The sequence below is a fragment of the Variovorax sp. 10N420 genome, assembly GCF_056394705.1.
In genome coordinates, this window is sequence record NZ_JBFTIJ010000001.1 from 639,500 (window position 1) to 655,667 (window position 16,168).

17 protein-coding genes are annotated in these 16,168 nt (G+C 65.9%); 7 read left to right on the plus strand and 10 right to left on the minus strand.

What is annotated here, in order from left to right; all coding sequences use genetic code 11:
• Positions 1–47: 47 nt before the first annotated feature.
• From AC1DEK_RS02955 to AC1DEK_RS02990, 8 genes are all read right to left on the minus strand, one after another.
• Complete coding sequence (locus AC1DEK_RS02955; RefSeq protein ID WP_478123692.1) at positions 48–758, minus strand: ABC transporter ATP-binding protein; 711 nt, start codon at positions 756–758, stop codon at positions 48–50.
• A complete protein-coding gene (locus AC1DEK_RS02960) occupies positions 755–1,531 on the minus strand; it encodes an ABC transporter ATP-binding protein (RefSeq protein WP_478123693.1) in 777 nt (258 codons plus the stop codon). Before AC1DEK_RS02960 ends, AC1DEK_RS02955 begins: the two co-directional genes overlap by 4 nt.
• Positions 1,524–2,522, minus strand: a complete 999-nt coding sequence (locus tag AC1DEK_RS02965) for a branched-chain amino acid ABC transporter permease (RefSeq protein ID WP_478123694.1) — start codon at positions 2,520–2,522, stop codon at positions 1,524–1,526. The genes AC1DEK_RS02960 and AC1DEK_RS02965 overlap by 8 nt, the downstream gene beginning before the upstream one ends.
• Positions 2,519–3,391, minus strand: coding sequence for a branched-chain amino acid ABC transporter permease (locus AC1DEK_RS02970; RefSeq protein WP_478123695.1), 873 nt, complete (start codon positions 3,389–3,391; stop codon positions 2,519–2,521). The genes AC1DEK_RS02965 and AC1DEK_RS02970 overlap by 4 nt, the downstream gene beginning before the upstream one ends.
• Positions 3,392–3,406: 15 nt before the next feature.
• Positions 3,407–4,612, minus strand: coding sequence for an ABC transporter substrate-binding protein (locus AC1DEK_RS02975; protein WP_478123696.1), 1,206 nt, complete (start codon positions 4,610–4,612; stop codon positions 3,407–3,409).
• 16 nt (positions 4,613–4,628) lie between these two features.
• Positions 4,629–5,417, minus strand: a complete 789-nt coding sequence (locus tag AC1DEK_RS02980) for a GntR family transcriptional regulator (protein ID WP_478123985.1) — start codon at positions 5,415–5,417, stop codon at positions 4,629–4,631.
• A gap of 112 nt (positions 5,418–5,529) precedes the next feature.
• Positions 5,530–5,754, minus strand: a complete 225-nt coding sequence (locus AC1DEK_RS02985; protein WP_478123697.1) for a hypothetical protein — start codon at positions 5,752–5,754, stop codon at positions 5,530–5,532.
• Between the two features lie 40 nt (positions 5,755–5,794).
• The gene (locus tag AC1DEK_RS02990; protein WP_478123698.1) at positions 5,795–6,625 is read right to left on the minus strand and encodes a crotonase/enoyl-CoA hydratase family protein; all 831 of its coding nucleotides are present in this window, start codon (positions 6,623–6,625) and stop codon (positions 5,795–5,797) included.
• Positions 6,626–6,714: 89 nt separating this feature from the next.
• Between AC1DEK_RS02990 and AC1DEK_RS02995 the strand changes: the two genes are divergently transcribed.
• Positions 6,715–8,559: a PhoX family protein gene (locus tag AC1DEK_RS02995; RefSeq protein ID WP_478123699.1), complete on the plus strand. Its 1,845-nt coding sequence runs from the start codon at positions 6,715–6,717 to the stop codon at positions 8,557–8,559.
• Positions 8,560–8,569: 10 nt separating this feature from the next.
• Entirely contained in the window at positions 8,570–8,968 is a 399-nt protein-coding gene (locus tag AC1DEK_RS03000; protein WP_478123700.1) for a DUF488 domain-containing protein, read from the plus strand.
• Between the two features lie 23 nt (positions 8,969–8,991).
• Here AC1DEK_RS03000 and AC1DEK_RS03005 read toward each other — a convergent pair whose 3' ends face one another.
• Positions 8,992–9,780 carry an IclR family transcriptional regulator gene (locus AC1DEK_RS03005; RefSeq protein ID WP_478123701.1) on the minus strand — a complete coding sequence of 263 codons (789 nt, stop codon included), beginning with the start codon at positions 9,778–9,780 and terminating at the stop codon, positions 8,992–8,994.
• 206 nt (positions 9,781–9,986) lie between these two features.
• On the opposite strand from AC1DEK_RS03005, the gene AC1DEK_RS03010 reads away from it, so the two are divergent.
• Genes AC1DEK_RS03010 through AC1DEK_RS03025 form a run of 4 tightly spaced genes read left to right on the plus strand, consistent with a single transcriptional unit; the run spans position 9,987 to position 14,152 of the window.
• Positions 9,987–11,270: a flavin-containing monooxygenase gene (locus AC1DEK_RS03010; protein WP_478123702.1), complete on the plus strand. Its 1,284-nt coding sequence runs from the start codon at positions 9,987–9,989 to the stop codon at positions 11,268–11,270.
• A gap of 16 nt (positions 11,271–11,286) precedes the next feature.
• Positions 11,287–12,207 (plus strand): bile acid:sodium symporter family protein, encoded by a 921-nt coding sequence (locus tag AC1DEK_RS03015; protein WP_478123703.1) that lies wholly within the window; start codon positions 11,287–11,289, stop codon positions 12,205–12,207.
• Between the two features lie 14 nt (positions 12,208–12,221).
• On the plus strand, positions 12,222–13,226 hold the full coding sequence (locus AC1DEK_RS03020) for an SDR family oxidoreductase (RefSeq protein ID WP_478123704.1): 1,005 nt from the start codon (positions 12,222–12,224) through the stop codon (positions 13,224–13,226).
• Positions 13,223–14,152, plus strand: coding sequence for an EamA family transporter (locus tag AC1DEK_RS03025; RefSeq protein WP_478123705.1), 930 nt, complete (start codon positions 13,223–13,225; stop codon positions 14,150–14,152). The genes AC1DEK_RS03020 and AC1DEK_RS03025 overlap by 4 nt, the downstream gene beginning before the upstream one ends.
• A 21-nt stretch (positions 14,153–14,173) precedes the next feature.
• Here the strand turns inward: AC1DEK_RS03025 and AC1DEK_RS03030 are convergent, their stop codons facing one another.
• A complete protein-coding gene (locus tag AC1DEK_RS03030) occupies positions 14,174–15,076 on the minus strand; it encodes an SDR family oxidoreductase (protein WP_478123706.1) in 903 nt (300 codons plus the stop codon).
• Positions 15,077–15,202: 126 nt separating this feature from the next.
• Between AC1DEK_RS03030 and AC1DEK_RS03035 the strand changes: the two genes are divergently transcribed.
• Positions 15,203–16,093 carry a CoA transferase gene (locus tag AC1DEK_RS03035; protein ID WP_478123707.1) on the plus strand — a complete coding sequence of 297 codons (891 nt, stop codon included), beginning with the start codon at positions 15,203–15,205 and terminating at the stop codon, positions 16,091–16,093.
• The last annotated feature ends 75 nt before the right edge of the window (positions 16,094–16,168 follow it).

Below are 16,168 nucleotides of genomic sequence, written 5' to 3' on the forward strand. Positions count from 1 at the left end.
GATCTTCGTGCCTCCTTGTGCGTGAACGATGAACGATGTCTTGCGGCTCAAAGGCCGAGATAGGCGCGGCGCAGTTCGTCGCTGCCCAGCAAATCCTGCGGAAGGCCGGAGAACCGCACGCTGCCGTTTTCGAGCACGTAGGCGCGGTCCGCGATCTCCAGCGACTGGCCGACGTTCTGCTCGACCAGCAGCACGGCGAGCCCGCCGTCGCGAAGCTGGCGGATCAGCGAGAACATCTCTTCGACCAGCAGCGGTGACAAGCCCAACGAAGGCTCGTCGAGGATCAACAGCACCGGCTCCGCCATCAGGCCCCGGCCGATGGCGAGCATCTGCTGCTCGCCGCCGCTCATGGTGCCGGCGTGCTGCTTGATGCGCTCCTTCAGCCGCGGAAAGATGTCGAAGACCTTGTCGAGATTGGCAGCGCGGCGCTCGCGGGCGCGGGTGAACGAGCCGAGCTCGAGGTTCTCCAGCACGCTGAGGTTCGGGAAAACCTTCCGTCCCTCAGGCACCTGGATGAGCCCGGCCTTGACCACTTCGCGATAGTGCGCGCCACTCAGGTCGTGGCCGTCGAAGCGCACGGTGCCGCTCCAGGCGGGGCAAAGGCCGCAGACCATCTTGTTCAGCGTCGACTTGCCGGCCCCATTGCTGCCGAGCAGCGCGACCATCTCTCCGGCGTTGACCTGCAGATCCACGCCGCGCAGCACTTCGACGCGGCCATAGCCGCCGCGCAGCGCGCGAATATCGAGCAGCGACGTCATGCGATGACTCCATGCACGGCATTGGCTGCCGCGGCCTTGCGCAGCCGCGCCGCGGTGCCGTGGCCCAGATACGCCTCGACCACCTTGTCGTTCGAAGTCACCTGTGCGGGGCTGCCTTCTGCGATGAGTTGCCCTTGCGCGAGCACCCAGACATGCGAGGCGAGATTCATCACGGCCTGCATCACGTGCTCGATCATCAGCACGGTCACTCCGCCCTCGGCAATGCCGCGCACCACCGGCATCATCTCCGCGATCTCTTGGGGGTTGAGGCCCGCGAGTACCTCATCGAGCAGCAGCAGTCGCGGCTGCGTCGCCAGGGCGCGCGCCAACTCGAGACGCTTGCGACCCGCGACCGTGAGATCGGACGCCGGCTTGTCGAGTTGGGCGCCCAGGCCCACCCGGTGCGCGACCTCTTCCGCGCGCCGCAACGCTTCGGTCCGGTTGCGCACGTGCAGGTGAGCGCCAACGGCGATGTTCTCGCGCACCGTCTGCGCTGCGAAAGGCTTGACGATCTGGAACGTGCGCGTCATGCCCAGCAGTGCGTTCCGATGCGGATCGCGGCCTGTGATGTCCTGCCCCGCGAAAAGAACGGTGCCGGAGTCGGGCTTGAGGAAGCCCGACATGAGTGCGAACAACGTGGTCTTGCCCGCGCCATTCGGCCCGATCAAGGCACTGAGGCTTCCCTCACGCACTGCGAGGCTCACATCCTGCACCGCCTTCAATCCACCGAAGGATCGCGAAATGCCACTCAGGGCCAGCAAAGGCTCAGTCATGACGGCTCCCCTTCCCTGCCCACAATTGACGCACCGACAGCCCCATGCCGGCGATTCCGCGCGGTAGGAAGATCACGATCAACACCAGCACCGTGCCGTAAATGACCATGTTGATCCCCGGCAATTCGCCGAAGAGATTGCGCGTGAAGTCCGACAGCACATGCAGCACCGCCGCGCCGAGCACCGGCCCCCAGAGCGTGCCCATGCCGCCGACGATCGCCGCCACCAGCGCTTCGACCGACGTGCCTGAACCGTAGGCAATGCCCGGATCGATGTACTGGAACACCTGCACGTAGAACGCACCCGCAGCGCCCATGAACGCACCGGAGATGCCGATGGCCGCCAGCTTGACGCGGAACGGATCGACACCGACCGCACGCGCCGCGTCCTCGTTGTCGCGAACCGCCTGCAGATAGGCGCCGAATCGCCCGTTGCGCAGCCACCAGGTCACCAGCAACGCGGCCGTCACGAAGGCGAGCACGACCCAGAGGTAGCCACTGCGCGATGCGAACTGAAGGTTGGCCGCCGATTCCCGCAACGGGACCATCAGGCCGACGCCGCCCCCGGTGAAAGGAACCGACGACGCCAGGATGCGAAACACTTCGGCGAAGGCCAACGTGACGAGCGCAAAGTAGGAGCCCTTGAGCCCGTATCGGAAAGTGAGCGCGCCCACGAAGAGCCCCACCAGCGCACTGCCCAGTACCGCCATCGGCAGTGCGGCCCAGGCATTGATGCCGCCCTGCAGTTGCGCAATCGCCTGGATATACGCACCCGTTCCGAAGAAGAGCGCATGCCCGAACGAGAACTGCCCGCCGAAGCCGCCGAGGATGTTCCAGGCCTGCGCGATCAGGGTCGCATAGAGCGCCATCATCACGAAGTTGAGTGCCACGCCCGACGAAGTCACCAGCGGGATGCACGCGACGACCACGGTGAAAAGCGCGATGCCGCCCAACTGGCGCAAACCCGCAGCAGATACGTTGGTGCCGCTCATGCCTTGGCTCCGAACATGCCTTCAGGGCGGAACAGCACCACACCGATGAAGATCGCGAAGATGCCGATCTGCCCCAGCGATTCACCGAGGTAAAGACCGCCCAACGATTCGACGATCCCGACAAGAAACCCACCGACGAGCGCACCGACGAAACTGCCCATGCCGCCCAGCACCACGATGGTGAAGGCCACAAGCACGAAGCCGCTGCCGACTTGCGGATTCACGTAGTAGGCCGGCAGCAGAAAGCACGCCGCGGCACCGAGGCAGGCCAGGCCGATGCCGAAGCTCACCGCATAGACATGGTCGACGTCGATGCCCATGAGCTTGGCGCCCTCTTTCTCCTTCGCCACCGCACGGATGGCCCGCCCGAGATCGGTGCGGCCCATGATCCAGAACAGCACCGCCGACACCACCAGCGCCCCCGCGAAGGCCACCAGCTTGGGCACGGCGATCATCGCGGGGCCGATCGCCACCGTACTCAGCGAATACGCGGTGTCGATATTGCGCGTGTCCGACTTGAAGAAGATCAGCGCAAGGTTCTCCATCACGATCGCGATGCCGAGCGTCGCGAGCAGGATGTTCTCGTCCTTGCCGTGTCCGGCGCGGTTGATGACGATGCGCTGCAGCGCATAGCCGAGCGCGAACATGCCCGGCACCACAATCGGCAACGCCAGGTAAGGGTCGATGCCCCAGTTTTCCTTGAGGAAGTAAACCGCGTAGAGCGCCAGCATCAGGCAGGCGCCGTGCGCGAAGTTGATGATGTGCAAGACTCCGTAGATCAGCGTGAGCCCCAGCGCGATCAAGGCGTAGACCGCGCCGGTCGTCAGGCCGTTGAGCACCGACGGAAAAAGAATGCCGAAGTCGAGCATCTTGCCTCGTCTTCTTCAGGCCGAGCGCAGCGGGAACAAGGGCTCCACTTCGCGGAACTCGCGCGGGATGATGACCTTGATGTCGTTCTTCGCGACCTGCGTCATGAGCGGTTGTGCCCCTCCGTTCTGGCCATTGACGAATTGGGTCGGGCCGTACGGCATGATGTGATTGGAGAAGGTGCTCTTCTCCAGCGCGTCGATGATTGCGGCGCGGTCGCTCGACTTGGCACGCTCGAGCGCATCGGCCAGCAGCCCCATCGCGGTGTAGGTCATGAAGACCTCGTAGCTGAAGAACTGGCCCTTGGCCTCGACGCGCTTGCGCAGTTCCTGCGAGCGCTTGTCCTTGGGGTTGAACCAGTGGTTGCAATCGATGATGCCGTTGGCCGCTTCCGGAAATTCCTTGACGAACTTGTAGCTCGATGCGGCGCCGCCCAGCACCGAGAAGATCGCCTTGGGCTGCACTTTCTGCTGCTGCATCGTGCGCACCAGCAACGCGTATTCGTTGTAATAGTTGGCCGGTATGACGATGTCCGGATTGACGGACTTCATGCGCAGCACGATGTTGTTGAAGTCCCGCGTCGGGTTCGCGTGCTTCACGACTTCCTTCACCTCGAACCCGTAGCCCGGCAGTTCGCGCGAGAGCAACTGGGCCGTGCCGGTGCCGAAGAGCGAGTCTTCGTGAATGATCATCACCGTCTTGGCCGGATTGCCCGCAGCCTTGTTGAGCACCAGCAGATTCGCCATCGCCACTTCGGTCGACTTCTTGTAGCCCGGGCCGAAGCGGAAGGTGTTCTTCAGGCCGCGCTCGACGATCTGGTCGGCCACGCCGACGTCGACCACGTGCGGCAGGTTGTATTTGGCGGCGGCCTGGGTGGTCGCGAGGCAGATCGCAGACGCGAAAGCGCCGACGATGGCCGAAACGCCGGCTTCGTTCATCTTCTCGACTTCGGCCGCGCCGGCCTGCGGCTGCGATTGCGCGTCGCCGAGCATCGCTTCGAGCTTGGCGCCACCCAGCGACTTGATGCCGCCGGCCTGGTTGATGTCCTCGATCGCCATCAGCGCGCCAAGCCGGCATTGCTGGCCCGAATAGGCGAGCGCGCCCGTGACCGGGTGCAACACGCCGACGCGCACGGGCTTGGGCTGCGCGCCCCCCACGAGCGGAAACGCGAGCGACGTGCCGAGGGCGGCGGTCTGCGACAGAAAGCGGCGGCGGTTTTCCATGGGGACTCCTCGTTGGTTAAATGAATTGCGCGGAAAGCTCTTTGCTGACCCACACCTTGGCGTCGATGCCGCCGACGCGGGACAACTGCATCTCGTAGGTGTAGCGATCGGGCCGGTAGAGGCCGTGCAGCCACTGCACGGGCCGCTCATTGGCGTCGTAGACGAGCCGCCGGACGGCCAGCAGCGCGGAGCCGACGGATACGTCCAGGTGCTGGGCCAGCGTGGCGTCGGCCAGCTTGGCGCTGATGGTCTGGTGCGCACGCCCGACCTGCACGCCGGCCTCCTCGAGCAGCACCAGGATCGGCTTGCGTGCCAGCTCGCGCCGGCCGAACTGGCGCGCGACTTCGGCAGGCACGTAAGTGGTGATGTGCGAAAGCGGGCCTTCGCGTGTCGATCGCACGCGCACCGCCTTCTGCACGGCATCGCCCAGATTCAGCTGCAGTGCGGCAGCGACGCTCGCCGAAGCCGTGACGGTCTGCACATCGATCACCTTGACCGAGGTTCGCAGCCCCATGCTGACGAGGTTTTCGAGCAGGCCGCCCAAGTTGGCCCGTTGCACGCTGATGCCCTGGCCGCCCTCGCCCATTGACGGCGTCGCCGTGCGGATCGGTCGCGTGCCGCGCCCAGGCTCGCGCGAAATCAGGCCATCGGCAGCCATCTTCTCGAGGGCCCGCCGCACGGTGACGCGCGAGACGCCGAATTCCTCCATCAGCGCGAACTCGCCCGGCAAGCCGTCGGCGAAGCGCCCCTCAGCGAGCTGCTCGCACAACAGCAGATAGATCTGGTGGTACTTCGGCAGTGGCATCTGGGACATGGGCCCCAATCGTCACGGCGTTCCTTTGTTCCGTCAATAGGACATTTGCAGCCGAACTGTCTGCCAGCGCAGCCGCGGCCTCGCGCCCCGTTCGGGCAAACCCTTAGCGGAGCGGGAAGCGCCTGAGCATGCTTCGGCCGAGCGACGTGATCTCGTTGACGACGGCCGGCGGCTGCTGGTAGCCCTCCAGCGTGCGAATCGGTTTGGGAATGCTCGCCCTCACATGGCCGGCAAGGCTCAGCACGCGAACGGCGTCGACCTGCGCGCCGGACGTGACGGCTACGGGCAGCTCCTGCGCTGCCAGGCGATGAAGAAGATGCATGGGCACGGACGGAGTATGCCTGCGCGCCGTGCGCTTTCCGGCTTCTTCAGAGCGCTTGCGCGTTGCTGAAAACCGGTGCGCGACGCTCCATGTTGGCGCGCACGGCTTCGCCCTGGTTCGGGCTGCCGATCAGCGCCTTCTGCTCCACGGACTCGGCGAGCAGAAGGTCCGCGGCACTGTGGCTCATGGCCGCGTTGAGCAGGCGCTTGCCTGCACGAATCGCATCGGGGCTCTTCCGGGCGATCTCGCGCGCCATTTCGAGCGCCTCGGCCAGCGGGTCGGCCGCCACGCGTGTGGCAAGGCCGAGCCGCACCGCTTCTTCGCCGGAGAAGATGCGGCCGGTGAAGGTGAGTTCGCGCAGAACGTCGTTGCGGGCCAGCTCGCGCATCAGCACCATGCCGGCCATGTCCGGGACCAGGCCCCACTTGATTTCCATCACGGACATCCGGGTGTCCGCCGCGACCAGCCTCAGGTCGGCGCCCAGCGCCACTTGCAAGCCGCCCCCGAAGGCGACGCCGTGCACCGCCGCAATCACCGGGACCGGCATGTCGCGCCAGACCATGGCGACGTACTGCGCGGCATTGGATATGCCATGCGTTCGCTCGATCAGGTCCTTGCCGGCCGAGGATTCACCCACGATGCCGCCGCCTTGCCCTTGCATCTTTGCAAATGATTCCATGTCGAGCCCCGCGCAGAACGCCTTGCCGCGGCCGGCGATGACTACGGCGCGCACGCTGGTGTCGTCCCGCAGGCGGCTGCCGGCGTCGATGAGTGCGTCGAACATTGCCGGGTCGAGCGCGTTCATCTTGTCGGCGCGGGCCAAGTGCAGTTCGACGACGCCATCGGCGTGGCGGATGGATTCGATGCGATCGTTCATGGGGAAGTCTCCTGGGTTTTGCCTGAGGTTTTGCCTGAAGTATGGGCGCTCGGCGATGATCGCGGTGTCGCTCAGCCAACAGTTCTGCCATGCCTTTCGATCGTCGCCGGTTCCTCCAGTCGGGCGCTGCAGCCGCCGTTGTTTCGCTGCTGGGCGAAGCACGCGCCTCGGCGACGCCGGGCGACGGCCGGCTGGGTTTCACCGCGGTGGAGGCCACGTTGCGCGATGCCGTGACCGTGCCGCCTGAATACGAGGCGCAGGTGCTTTATCCCTGGGGAGCGCCGACCGGCATCGCCGGCTCCATGCCGGCGTTTGCGCCCGACGCCTCCAACAGCGCCGCCGATCAGGCAGTGCAGGCGGGCATGCATCACGACGGAATGCACTTCTTCGCGCTCGAAGGCCGCACCGATCGCGGGCTGGTCGTGATGAACCACGAGTACACCGACGACCAGTTGCTCCATACCGACGGCGCGCAGCCATGGACGGCTGAGAAAGTGCGCAAGTCGCTGCATGCGATGGGTGTCTCGGTGATCGAAGTCGAACTCACGCCCGCAGGCTGGCGCCAGGTGCTTCCGTCGCGGTACGCCAGGCGCGTGCACGGCGCGACGCCCATGCGCATCGCCGGGCCGGCGGCGGGTGCTCCGCTGATGCGCACCGACTACAACGCCGGGGGCGATCGCGTGTCCGGCACCTTCGCCAACTGCGCGATGGGCGTCACGCCATGGGGCACCTATCTGACTTGCGAGGAAAACTTCCAGGCCTACTTCGGCGGGCCGAAGGCGTCGGCAAATCGGGCCACGCCAGCGCAACGCCGCTACGGCACCGTGAGCGGAAACTCGTGGACCGAGTATTGGCGTTTCGAAGAACGCTTCGATCTCACGCGCCATCCCAACGAGGCCAACCGCTTCGGCTGGGTGGTGGAAATCGACCCGTTCGATCCGACCTCCACGCCTGTCAAGCGCACCGCCCTGGGCCGCAAGCACCAGGAAAGCGCAACCTGCACGGTGACGAAGGACGGCCGGGTCGCCGTGTACATGGGCGACGACTCGGCCTTCGAATACATCTACAAGTTCGTGAGCCGCGATAAGGTGCGCCCTGGCGGCAGCGCGGCAAACAGCCGTTTGCTCGATGAAGGCAGCCTCTACGTCGCGCGTTTCGACCCCGATGGGCGCGGCCGATGGCTCGAACTGCGGCACGGCGCCCATGGCGTCGACCGGGAGAGCGGTTTCGCTGACCAGGCCGAGGTTCTGATCCACGCGCGGCTTGCAGGCGACATCGTCGGCGCGACGAAGATGGACCGCCCCGAATGGATCGCCGTGCATCCGGCCACCGGCGAGGTGTACGTCACCCTCACCCACAACAGCCAGCGAGGCCGGCCTGGCCAGCCGGCGCCGGATGCCGCCAACCCGCGCGCGAACAACATCTTCGGCGGCATCCTGCGCTGGCGCGAAGACGGCCACGATGCCGCCAGTACGACCTTCGCCTGGGACCATTTCGCGCTGGCGGGCGATCCCGAAGTGCCCGGTGCCGGCGCACGCTACCCCAACGATGACGCGGATATCTTCGGCTGCCCTGACGGACTGCACTTTGACGCCGGCGGCCTGCTGTGGATACAGACCGACATGGGTGGCCGCACCATCGGCAAGGGACCGATGGCCGCATTCGGCAACAACCAGATGCTCTGCGCCGACCCTGCGAGCGGGCGCATCAAGCGCTTCCTGGTCGGCCCGGGCGGCTGCGAGATCACCGGCTGCGTCGTGACACCCGACCGCCGCAGTCTCTTCGTCAACATCCAGCATCCGGGCGAGACACGCATATCCGGCAGCAACGTGCCCAACAGCGCGTGGCCCGATGGCGCCGCGCCCGGCAGCGCGCGTCCGAGGTCGGCCACGGTGGTGGTGCGGCGGCGGGACGGCGGTATCGTCGGCACCTGAGGAGAAAAAAATGGCCATCCGAATCGTCAGGCTCGGTACTGAGCGAGCACCCGGCGAGGGTCTTCGAATCGGCACGGTGCGCCGCCCGCCGCGCGGCGTGCCGAAGACTGAATTTGCCTCCCACAACTGGTATGACGTCTGGTACCCCAATCTCGCGCCTTCGGTGGAGACGATGAAGATGGCGCAAGCCGCCCAGGCTTCAGGGGTGCCGGCGCAGTGGGCCGCGTTCGGCCGCAAGTTCAAGAGTGAAATGGCCGAGCCGGACGCGAGCCGCAGTCTGGACCTGCTCGCAGCGCTGTCGCATCAGACCAACCTGTCCGTCGGCTGCTATTGCGAGGACGAGGCGCACTGCCATCGGTCGTTCCTGCGCGCGCTGCTGGCGGACCGCGGCGCGGACATCGCGGGCTAGCCGCGCAGACTGAGCATTCGCCTTCAGCGCGTTGCCCTGGCGATGCCCTGCGCGGCCGAGCGCAGCTTGTCCAACTGCTGCAAGGCGTCCGGGAGCGACATGCGGACCGCCGGAGCCTGCAGCGCGACGGCGCATCGCACATGTCCGCGCGGCTCATCGCGCACCGGCACCGCAACGCACACCAGCCCTTCGATGAATTCCTCGGCGTCGACCGAGTGGCCTTCGCGGCGGATGCGGTCGAGTTCGCCTTCCAGCGCCTCGCGTGTGCAAAGCGTGTGAGGCGTATGGCGCTGGTAGTGAAGCCCATCGAGGAGCCGATCCCGCTGCACGCGGGGCAGGTTCGCCAGAAACAGCTTGCCGCTGGCAGAGCAATGCAGCGGCACGCGCGATCCGGGCCGAAGATCGAGCCGCAGGGGAAACGCCGTCTCCACCCGGTCGAGGTAGATCACCTCCGCACCCGACAGCGCCGTGAGGTTGCAGGTCTCGCCCACGTCTGCGACGAGTTGCCGCAGGACTGCATGGCGCACGCCCGTCGCGGTGCTTCCGCGAAGCACTGTTTCAGCAAAACGCATCAGCCGGGGCGTGATGGCGTAGCGGCGCCCGTCGCTGCCCCGCGCGAGCAAACCGCCTTGTTCGAGTTGCTGGAGCATGCGGTGCACGGAAGGCTTGGGCTGGCCGCTGATGCGAACGACATCGCTGAGCGCCTGGGGCTCGCCCTCGCCAGCCACGAGTTCGAGCAACTGGAGCAGGCGCAGGCCCGGCGTGGCGGCCGACTCGGCTTCTTCCCCGGGCGCGGGGGCGGAATGATCCATGAAAAATCCCTGACAAATCTCAAAATACGAGACGAATGTTCGAATTAATTCGAGATTTTGACTGAACCTCGCTAAGCTGCAAGCCCTAAACGAACGGGCACACGCATTTTTCGCTTCCCCGCTTTTTCAGTCTTTCGTTGTTCGTCTTTCCTTTCCCGCGAGCCATCCCTGTGTCTGCACCCGTGCCTACTCATCAGCAAATCGCCTTGATCGGCGCCGGCCCCTCGGGACTCGCCGGCGCGCGCAACCTGCAAAAGCTGGGCATCCCGTTCCAGGGATTCGAGTCTTACGATGACGTCGGCGGCCTCTGGAACATCGACAACCCGCGCAGCACGGTCTACCAATCGGCGCACTTGATCTCGTCGAAGCGGACCACCGAGTTCGCTGAATTTCCAATGGCGGACGCCGTGGCCGACTATCCGAGCCACGCTGAACTGCGACGCTATTTCAGCGACTTTGCCGATCGCTTCGATCTGCGGCAGCACTTTCGCTTCAGCACCAAGGTGATCCGCGTCGAGCCTGTGACCGAAACTGCCTCGACACTGTGGCGCGTGAGTGTCGACGCGGGCGATGGCCGCATCGAGACTGCCGACTACAAGGGCGTGATCATCGCCAACGGCACGCTGTCCGAGCCGAGCATGCCGCGCTTCGAGGGGCGCTTCAACGGCCAACTCCTCCACACGTCGGCCTACAAGCATGCGAGCCTCTTCAAGGACCAACGCGTGCTGGTGGTCGGTGCCGGCAACAGCGGCTGCGACATCGCGGTCGACGCCGTGCACTACGCCAGGAGCGTCGACATCTCGGTGCGGCGCGGCTACTACTTCGTGCCCAAGTACATCTTCGGCAAGCCGGCGGACACGATCGGGGGCAAGCGCCCGTTGCCGGCGTGGATCAAGCAGCGAATGGACGCCAAGGTGCTGCAGTGGTTCACCGGCGACCCGGTGCGGTTCGGGTTTCCGAAACCGGACTACCGCATGTATGAATCGCACCCGGTGGTCAACTCGCTGGTGCTGCATCACATCGGCCACGGCGACATCGACGTCAGGGCCGACATCGCCCGGCTCGACGGCGACACGGTGCACTTCAAGGATGGCAGCGCTCGCGACTACGACATCGTCCTTTGCGCGACCGGCTACAAGCTTCACTACCCCTTCATCGATCGCGCATGGCTCAACTGGCAAGGCATGGCGCCGCGCCTGTACCTGAACATCTTCGCGCCGGGATTCGACAACCTGGCAGTGCTCGGAATGATCGAGGCGAGCGGCATCGGCTGGCAGGGCCGCTATGAGCAGGCCGAACTCGTGGCCCGTTATTTCAAGGCGCAATCGCAGGGGAGCCCCAAAGCGATTGCGCTCAAGCAGGCCAAGGCAGGGCCGAGCCCGGATCTCTCCGGTGGCTACAAATACCTGAAGCTCGAGCGCATGGCGTACTACGTCCACAAGGACAGCTACCGCCGCGCGGTGCGCGAAGCCTCGGCGGCACTGGCGTAATCCGGACGAACCGCCGATGCTCCCCGTCGACGAGGTGCGCCTCAACTTCAATCCTGCGTCGCTGATGCTGCTGAATGCGGTGCTCGGCTTCCTGATGTTCGGCATCGCGCTCGACACGCGGGTCGCCGATTTCAAGCGCGTGCTGCGCATGCCCGTGGCCATGGCGAGCGGCATCGCGGCGCAATTCATCGTGCTGCCCGCAGTGACCTACGGTTTGACGCTGCTTCTCAAGCCGTCGCCGAGCATCGCGCTCGGCATGATCCTGGTCGCCTGCTGTCCGCCGGGGAATGTGTCGAACATCCTCACGCATCGGGCAGGCGGCAATGTGGCCCTTTCCGTTTCGATGACGGCCATCTCGAACTTGATCGCGATCATCGTGATGCCTCTGAACTTCGCCTTCTGGGGCGGGATGCATGAGACGGCGGCGCCGCTGCTGAAGACCATCGCGCTCGATCCCCTGGACATGGTTCTGCACATCGTGTCGATCATCGGCGCACCCTTCTTGGTCGGACTCGCATTCGGACACTGGCTGCCACGCCTTACCGAGCGCATCAAGAAATCGGTGCGGATCATCAGCTTCGTGTGCCTCATCGGATTCATCGCCGCGGCCGTGGCCGGCAACTGGCGCTACTTCCTCGACTATGTGGGCCTGGTGCTGCTCGCCGTCGTGCTGCACGATACCCTGGCGTTCGGCACGGGCTATGCCTGTGCGACGGCTGCAGGTGTTTCGGAACACGACCGCCGCGCCATCACCTTCGAGGTCGGCATCCGCAACTCGGGCCTGGGGCTGGTGCTGATCTTCAGCTTCTTCGGCGGACTCGGCGGCATGGCGGTCGTCGCTGGGGTCTGGGGCATCTGGGATATCGTCGCGGGCCTTTCGCTCGCCGCCTGGTGGGCGCGTCGCCCCCTGTCTACTGTGGCCGCGCGCTCGGCCTGAATCTGAATCGATCCATGGAAGTCTCCCAGCCCATCGCGGCACGGCGCGTGCTCGTCACCGGCGCCGACGGTTTTCTCGGCCGCACGGTGATTGCCGCGCTTGCAAAACTGCCCGACATCCAGCACGTGGTCGCGCTGGATGTCCGCGAAGTGCCAAAGCCGCGCCAGGTGCCTGGCGTGGTCTATGCCGTGCAGGACGTGCGCGCGCCGCAGATCAGCACCACGCTCGGCGAACACGCGATCGACACGGTCGTCCATCTCGCCTCGATCGTGACGCCGGGGCCCGACAGCACACGGCAGTTCGAGTATTCGGTGGACGTGCTGGGCACCCGCAACGTGCTCGAAGCCTGCGTTGCCAATGGCGTCGGGCACATCGTCGTGTCCTCCAGCGGCGCCGCCTACGGCTACCACGCGGACAACCCCGCGTGGATCGACGAAGACACGGCGCTGCGCGGCAATCACGCCTTCGCCTATGCGCACCACAAGCGGCTAGTCGAAGAGATGCTCGCCGCCTATCGCACTTCGCATCCGGCGCTGCGCCAGACGGTGCTTCGCATCGGCACGATCCTGGGCGCGAGCGTGCGCAACCAGATCACCGCGCTGTTCGAAAAGCCGCGCATCCTCGCGATCCGCGGCAGCGACAGCCCCTTCGTCTTCATCTGGGACGAGGACGTCACCGGCTGCGTGGTCCACGCGATCACTACCGGCCGCGCAGGCTGCTTCAACGTGGCCGGCGATGGTGCGCTCACGCTGTCGCAGATCGCTTCGATCCTGCACAAGCCGATGCTGGTTCTGCCCGCGCCGTTGCTGCGGCTCGCACTTTCGATCGGATCGCGGCTGGGCATCACGCGCTATGGACCCGAGCAACTGGACTTCCTGCGCTACAGGCCCGTCTTGTGCAATGCACGGCTGAAATCCGAATTCGGCTATGTGCCTCGCAAGACGAGCCTGGAAGCCTTCCTTGCCTTCAAGGCCGCACGCACGGCGCACGAGCAGGCACAGCGGCAGGTCAGCGCATGACCGCCGCTGCCGGACTCAGCCGCGGCGACTTCGGACGCGCCCTGGGCGTGGTGCTGATCTGGGGCGTGAACTTCGTCGCCATGAAGATCGGGCTGCGGGACTTGAACCCCATGCTGCTGGGCGCACTGCGCTTCGGCGCGGCGTCGTTGCCGCTCTTCATGTTCGTGCGCCGCCCGCCCCTGCCGTGGCGCTACTTCATCGCCTACGGACTCGCGCAAGGGCTGGGTCAGTTCGGACTTCTGTTCCTGGGATTGCAGTTGGGCATGACTGCGGGCATGGCCTCCGTCGTGATGCAGACGCAAGCCTTCTTCACGCTGCTGCTGGCGGCGCCTCTGCTGGGCGAAAAGGCAAGGGCCAGCCAATGGCTCGGCCTCGGCGTCGCGCTTGCGGGACTTCTGCTGATCGCTGCCGCGCACGGAGAAGGTCCGGGCCAGATGACCTTGATCGGCTTCGTGCTCACGCTGTCGGCTGCATTGATGTGGGCGACATCAAACATCGTGGTGCGTTTCGCGGTGCGCGCGGCACCGGGCTACGACCCATTCGGCTTCATTGTGTGGAGCAGCCTGGTGCCGATCATTCCTTTCTTGCTGCTTGCAGCGGCAATGAGCAGTCCGTCGACCGTGGTGCACCAACTCGCCGGGCTCGACGTGGCCGCAGTGCTCTCGGTGCTGTTCCTCGCATGGTTTGCAACCCTGCTGGCCTACACGATGTGGACGCGCCTCCTGCAGCGCCATCCGGCAGGCCGTGTCGTGCCGTTCTCGCTGCTGGTGCCGGTCGTCGGGCTGGTCGCTGCTGCCATCAGCTTCGGCGAGCATCCGAGCCCGGCGCAGTGGATCGGCACGGCAGGCGTGCTGCTGGGACTGGTGATCAACCAGGGATTGGCGACGCGCCTGTTCGGCCGGTTGCGAGGCCCCCGCCCTGCCTGAAGATGCCTCGCAAGGCGAACGCTAGCGCTGCGCCTTGTCCTTCTGGTTCTGCGCCTCGATGCGTTCCCGCGCCGATTGCCAGTCGGCATCGCTCCACTGCCTCAACTCGTAGAAGTTGCCACCGGTCGCGAGCGCGTTGCCGCCGTCCATCATGATGCTCTGGCCGGTCAGCCAATCGCACTGGCCGCGCGCCATCAGGAACGCAGCGAGGTTCTGCAGTTCGCTCATTCGGCCGGTGCGCGCCATCGGGCTGTGCGCCTTGCTGCGTGCGCCGGGCTCTTCACCGGGATTCAGGCGCTTGCTCATGCCTTCGGTCGGGATCTCGCCAGGGCCGACGGCGTTGAGCCGAATGCCGTAGCGCGCCCACTCGACGGCCAGTGATTTCGTCATCACCTCGATCCCTGCCTTGCTCATCGCCGACGGCACGACATAGGGGCTGCCGTTGTCGACCCAGGTCACGATGATGCTCATCACGCTGCGGTACGGATCGCCGGCCTTCCACTTGCCTTCCTTCGCTTCGGCAACCCAGCGCTTGCCCACGGCTTGGGTGACATAGAAACTGCCATGAAAAACGATGTTCGCGACCGCATCGAAAGCGCGCGGCGAAAGAGCCTCTGTCGGCGAGACGAAGTTGCCCGCGGCGTTGTTGATGAGCCCCGTCAGCCCGCCGGACTGCCAAAGGCTCTCGACCATCTCGTCCACCACCTGCGCATTGCGGATGTCGACGCCGAAGGTGTCGATGCGCCGCCCCGGAAACTGCGTGCGCCATTCGGCGGCGGTTTCTTCGCAGACGCTCTGCCGTCGGCCGCAGATCGCCACGTCGGCGCCGAGACCCAGAAAGCGCTCGGCCATGGCGCGGCCGAGGCCCGTGCCGCCGCCGGTCACCAGAATGCGCTGGCCGGCCATGAGATCGGACTGGTACATGCGTGTCTCCTTAGGGATTGAATCGAAACGGGCTGTGCCACGCGCATCGTAGAACGGACGCGACAAGCCGGTAAGCTCCAATGCGACATCACCAAGGCTTGCCGAGGACCCATCAAGGATCAATCCATGTCCAACAACTCGTCCCCCGAATCCCCCGAAGCCTTCGCGCCGCTGGCCGGCGTTCGCGTGCTGAGCCTTGCGCTCAACCTCCCCGGGCCGGCCGCGCTGATGCGGTGCCGTGCGATGGGCGCCACTTGCACCAAGCTCGAGCCGCCATCGGGCGATCCGATGGGCCACTACAACCCCACGGCCTATGCGGCGCTGCATGAAGGCGTCGCGGTCGAAGTCGCCGACCTCAAGACCGAAGCCGGGCAGCAACACCTGCACGCGGCGCTCGAGAACACCGACGTCCTGCTCACATCGTTCAGGCCCTCCGCGCTCGCCAAGCTCGGATTGGCCTGGACCACGCTGCACGCACGCCATCCGCGGCTGTCGCAGGTCGCGATCGTCGGCGCACCGGGCGAACGCGCCGAAGAGCCCGGCCACGACCTCACCTACCTCGCTGAAGCCGGCCTGGTCACCGGCACCGAGTTGCCGCCGACGCTGTACGCGGACATGGGCGGCGCGCTCCTGGCGAGCGAGGCCGTGCTGAAATCCGCATTGCGCGCCGGCGGCCCGCACGCGCCGGGAATCTGCCTGGAAGTGGCCCTCAACGCCGCTGCCGATTGGCTGGCGCTGCCGCACACCTGGGGGCTGACGAAGCCGACTGGCGCGGTCGGCGGCGCTCACGCTGGCTATCGCGTCTATCGCTGCGCCGACGGACGCGTGGCTGTCGCCGCGCTCGAACCGCACTTCGCGGCACGCTTGAGCGAAGCCGCCGGGCTGCCCGCTTCGTCCGACATGGCCGCCGCCGAAACGCACCAAGCCATTACCCGCTGGATCGGCTCTCGCACGCGCGCCGACCTCGAAACCATGGCCCGCGAACGCGATGTTCCGCTGCTCACCCTGGGCGATTGAACCGCAACAGAATTGATACAGAAATTCGCCGTGCTGGCACTCTGGGCGGCCCTTCCCGGGTGACGCGGCAGTGTA

What these genes read in the sequence shown, in the direction of transcription:
- AC1DEK_RS02955 (WP_478123692.1), bottom strand. Translation starts at nt 758, where the DNA reads ATGACGTCGCTGCTCGATATTCGCGCGCTGCGCGGCGGCTATGGCCGC.
- AC1DEK_RS02960 (WP_478123693.1), bottom strand. Translation starts at nt 1,531, where the DNA reads ATGACTGAGCCTTTGCTGGCCCTGAGTGGCATTTCGCGATCCTTCGGT.
- AC1DEK_RS02965 (WP_478123694.1), bottom strand. Translation starts at nt 2,522, where the DNA reads ATGAGCGGCACCAACGTATCTGCTGCGGGTTTGCGCCAGTTGGGCGGC.
- AC1DEK_RS02970 (WP_478123695.1), bottom strand. Translation starts at nt 3,391, where the DNA reads ATGCTCGACTTCGGCATTCTTTTTCCGTCGGTGCTCAACGGCCTGACG.
- AC1DEK_RS02975 (WP_478123696.1), bottom strand. Translation starts at nt 4,612, where the DNA reads ATGGAAAACCGCCGCCGCTTTCTGTCGCAGACCGCCGCCCTCGGCACG.
- AC1DEK_RS02980 (WP_478123985.1), bottom strand. Translation starts at nt 5,417, where the DNA reads ATGCCACTGCCGAAGTACCACCAGATCTATCTGCTGTTGTGCGAGCAG.
- AC1DEK_RS02990 (WP_478123698.1), bottom strand. Translation starts at nt 6,625, where the DNA reads ATGAACGATCGCATCGAATCCATCCGCCACGCCGATGGCGTCGTCGAA.
- AC1DEK_RS02995 (WP_478123699.1), top strand. Translation starts at nt 6,715, where the DNA reads ATGCCTTTCGATCGTCGCCGGTTCCTCCAGTCGGGCGCTGCAGCCGCC.
- AC1DEK_RS03000 (WP_478123700.1), top strand. Translation starts at nt 8,570, where the DNA reads ATGGCCATCCGAATCGTCAGGCTCGGTACTGAGCGAGCACCCGGCGAG.
- AC1DEK_RS03005 (WP_478123701.1), bottom strand. Translation starts at nt 9,780, where the DNA reads ATGGATCATTCCGCCCCCGCGCCCGGGGAAGAAGCCGAGTCGGCCGCC.
- AC1DEK_RS03015 (WP_478123703.1), top strand. Translation starts at nt 11,287, where the DNA reads ATGCTCCCCGTCGACGAGGTGCGCCTCAACTTCAATCCTGCGTCGCTG.
- AC1DEK_RS03020 (WP_478123704.1), top strand. Translation starts at nt 12,222, where the DNA reads ATGGAAGTCTCCCAGCCCATCGCGGCACGGCGCGTGCTCGTCACCGGC.
- AC1DEK_RS03025 (WP_478123705.1), top strand. Translation starts at nt 13,223, where the DNA reads ATGACCGCCGCTGCCGGACTCAGCCGCGGCGACTTCGGACGCGCCCTG.
- AC1DEK_RS03030 (WP_478123706.1), bottom strand. Translation starts at nt 15,076, where the DNA reads ATGTACCAGTCCGATCTCATGGCCGGCCAGCGCATTCTGGTGACCGGC.
- AC1DEK_RS03035 (WP_478123707.1), top strand. Translation starts at nt 15,203, where the DNA reads ATGTCCAACAACTCGTCCCCCGAATCCCCCGAAGCCTTCGCGCCGCTG.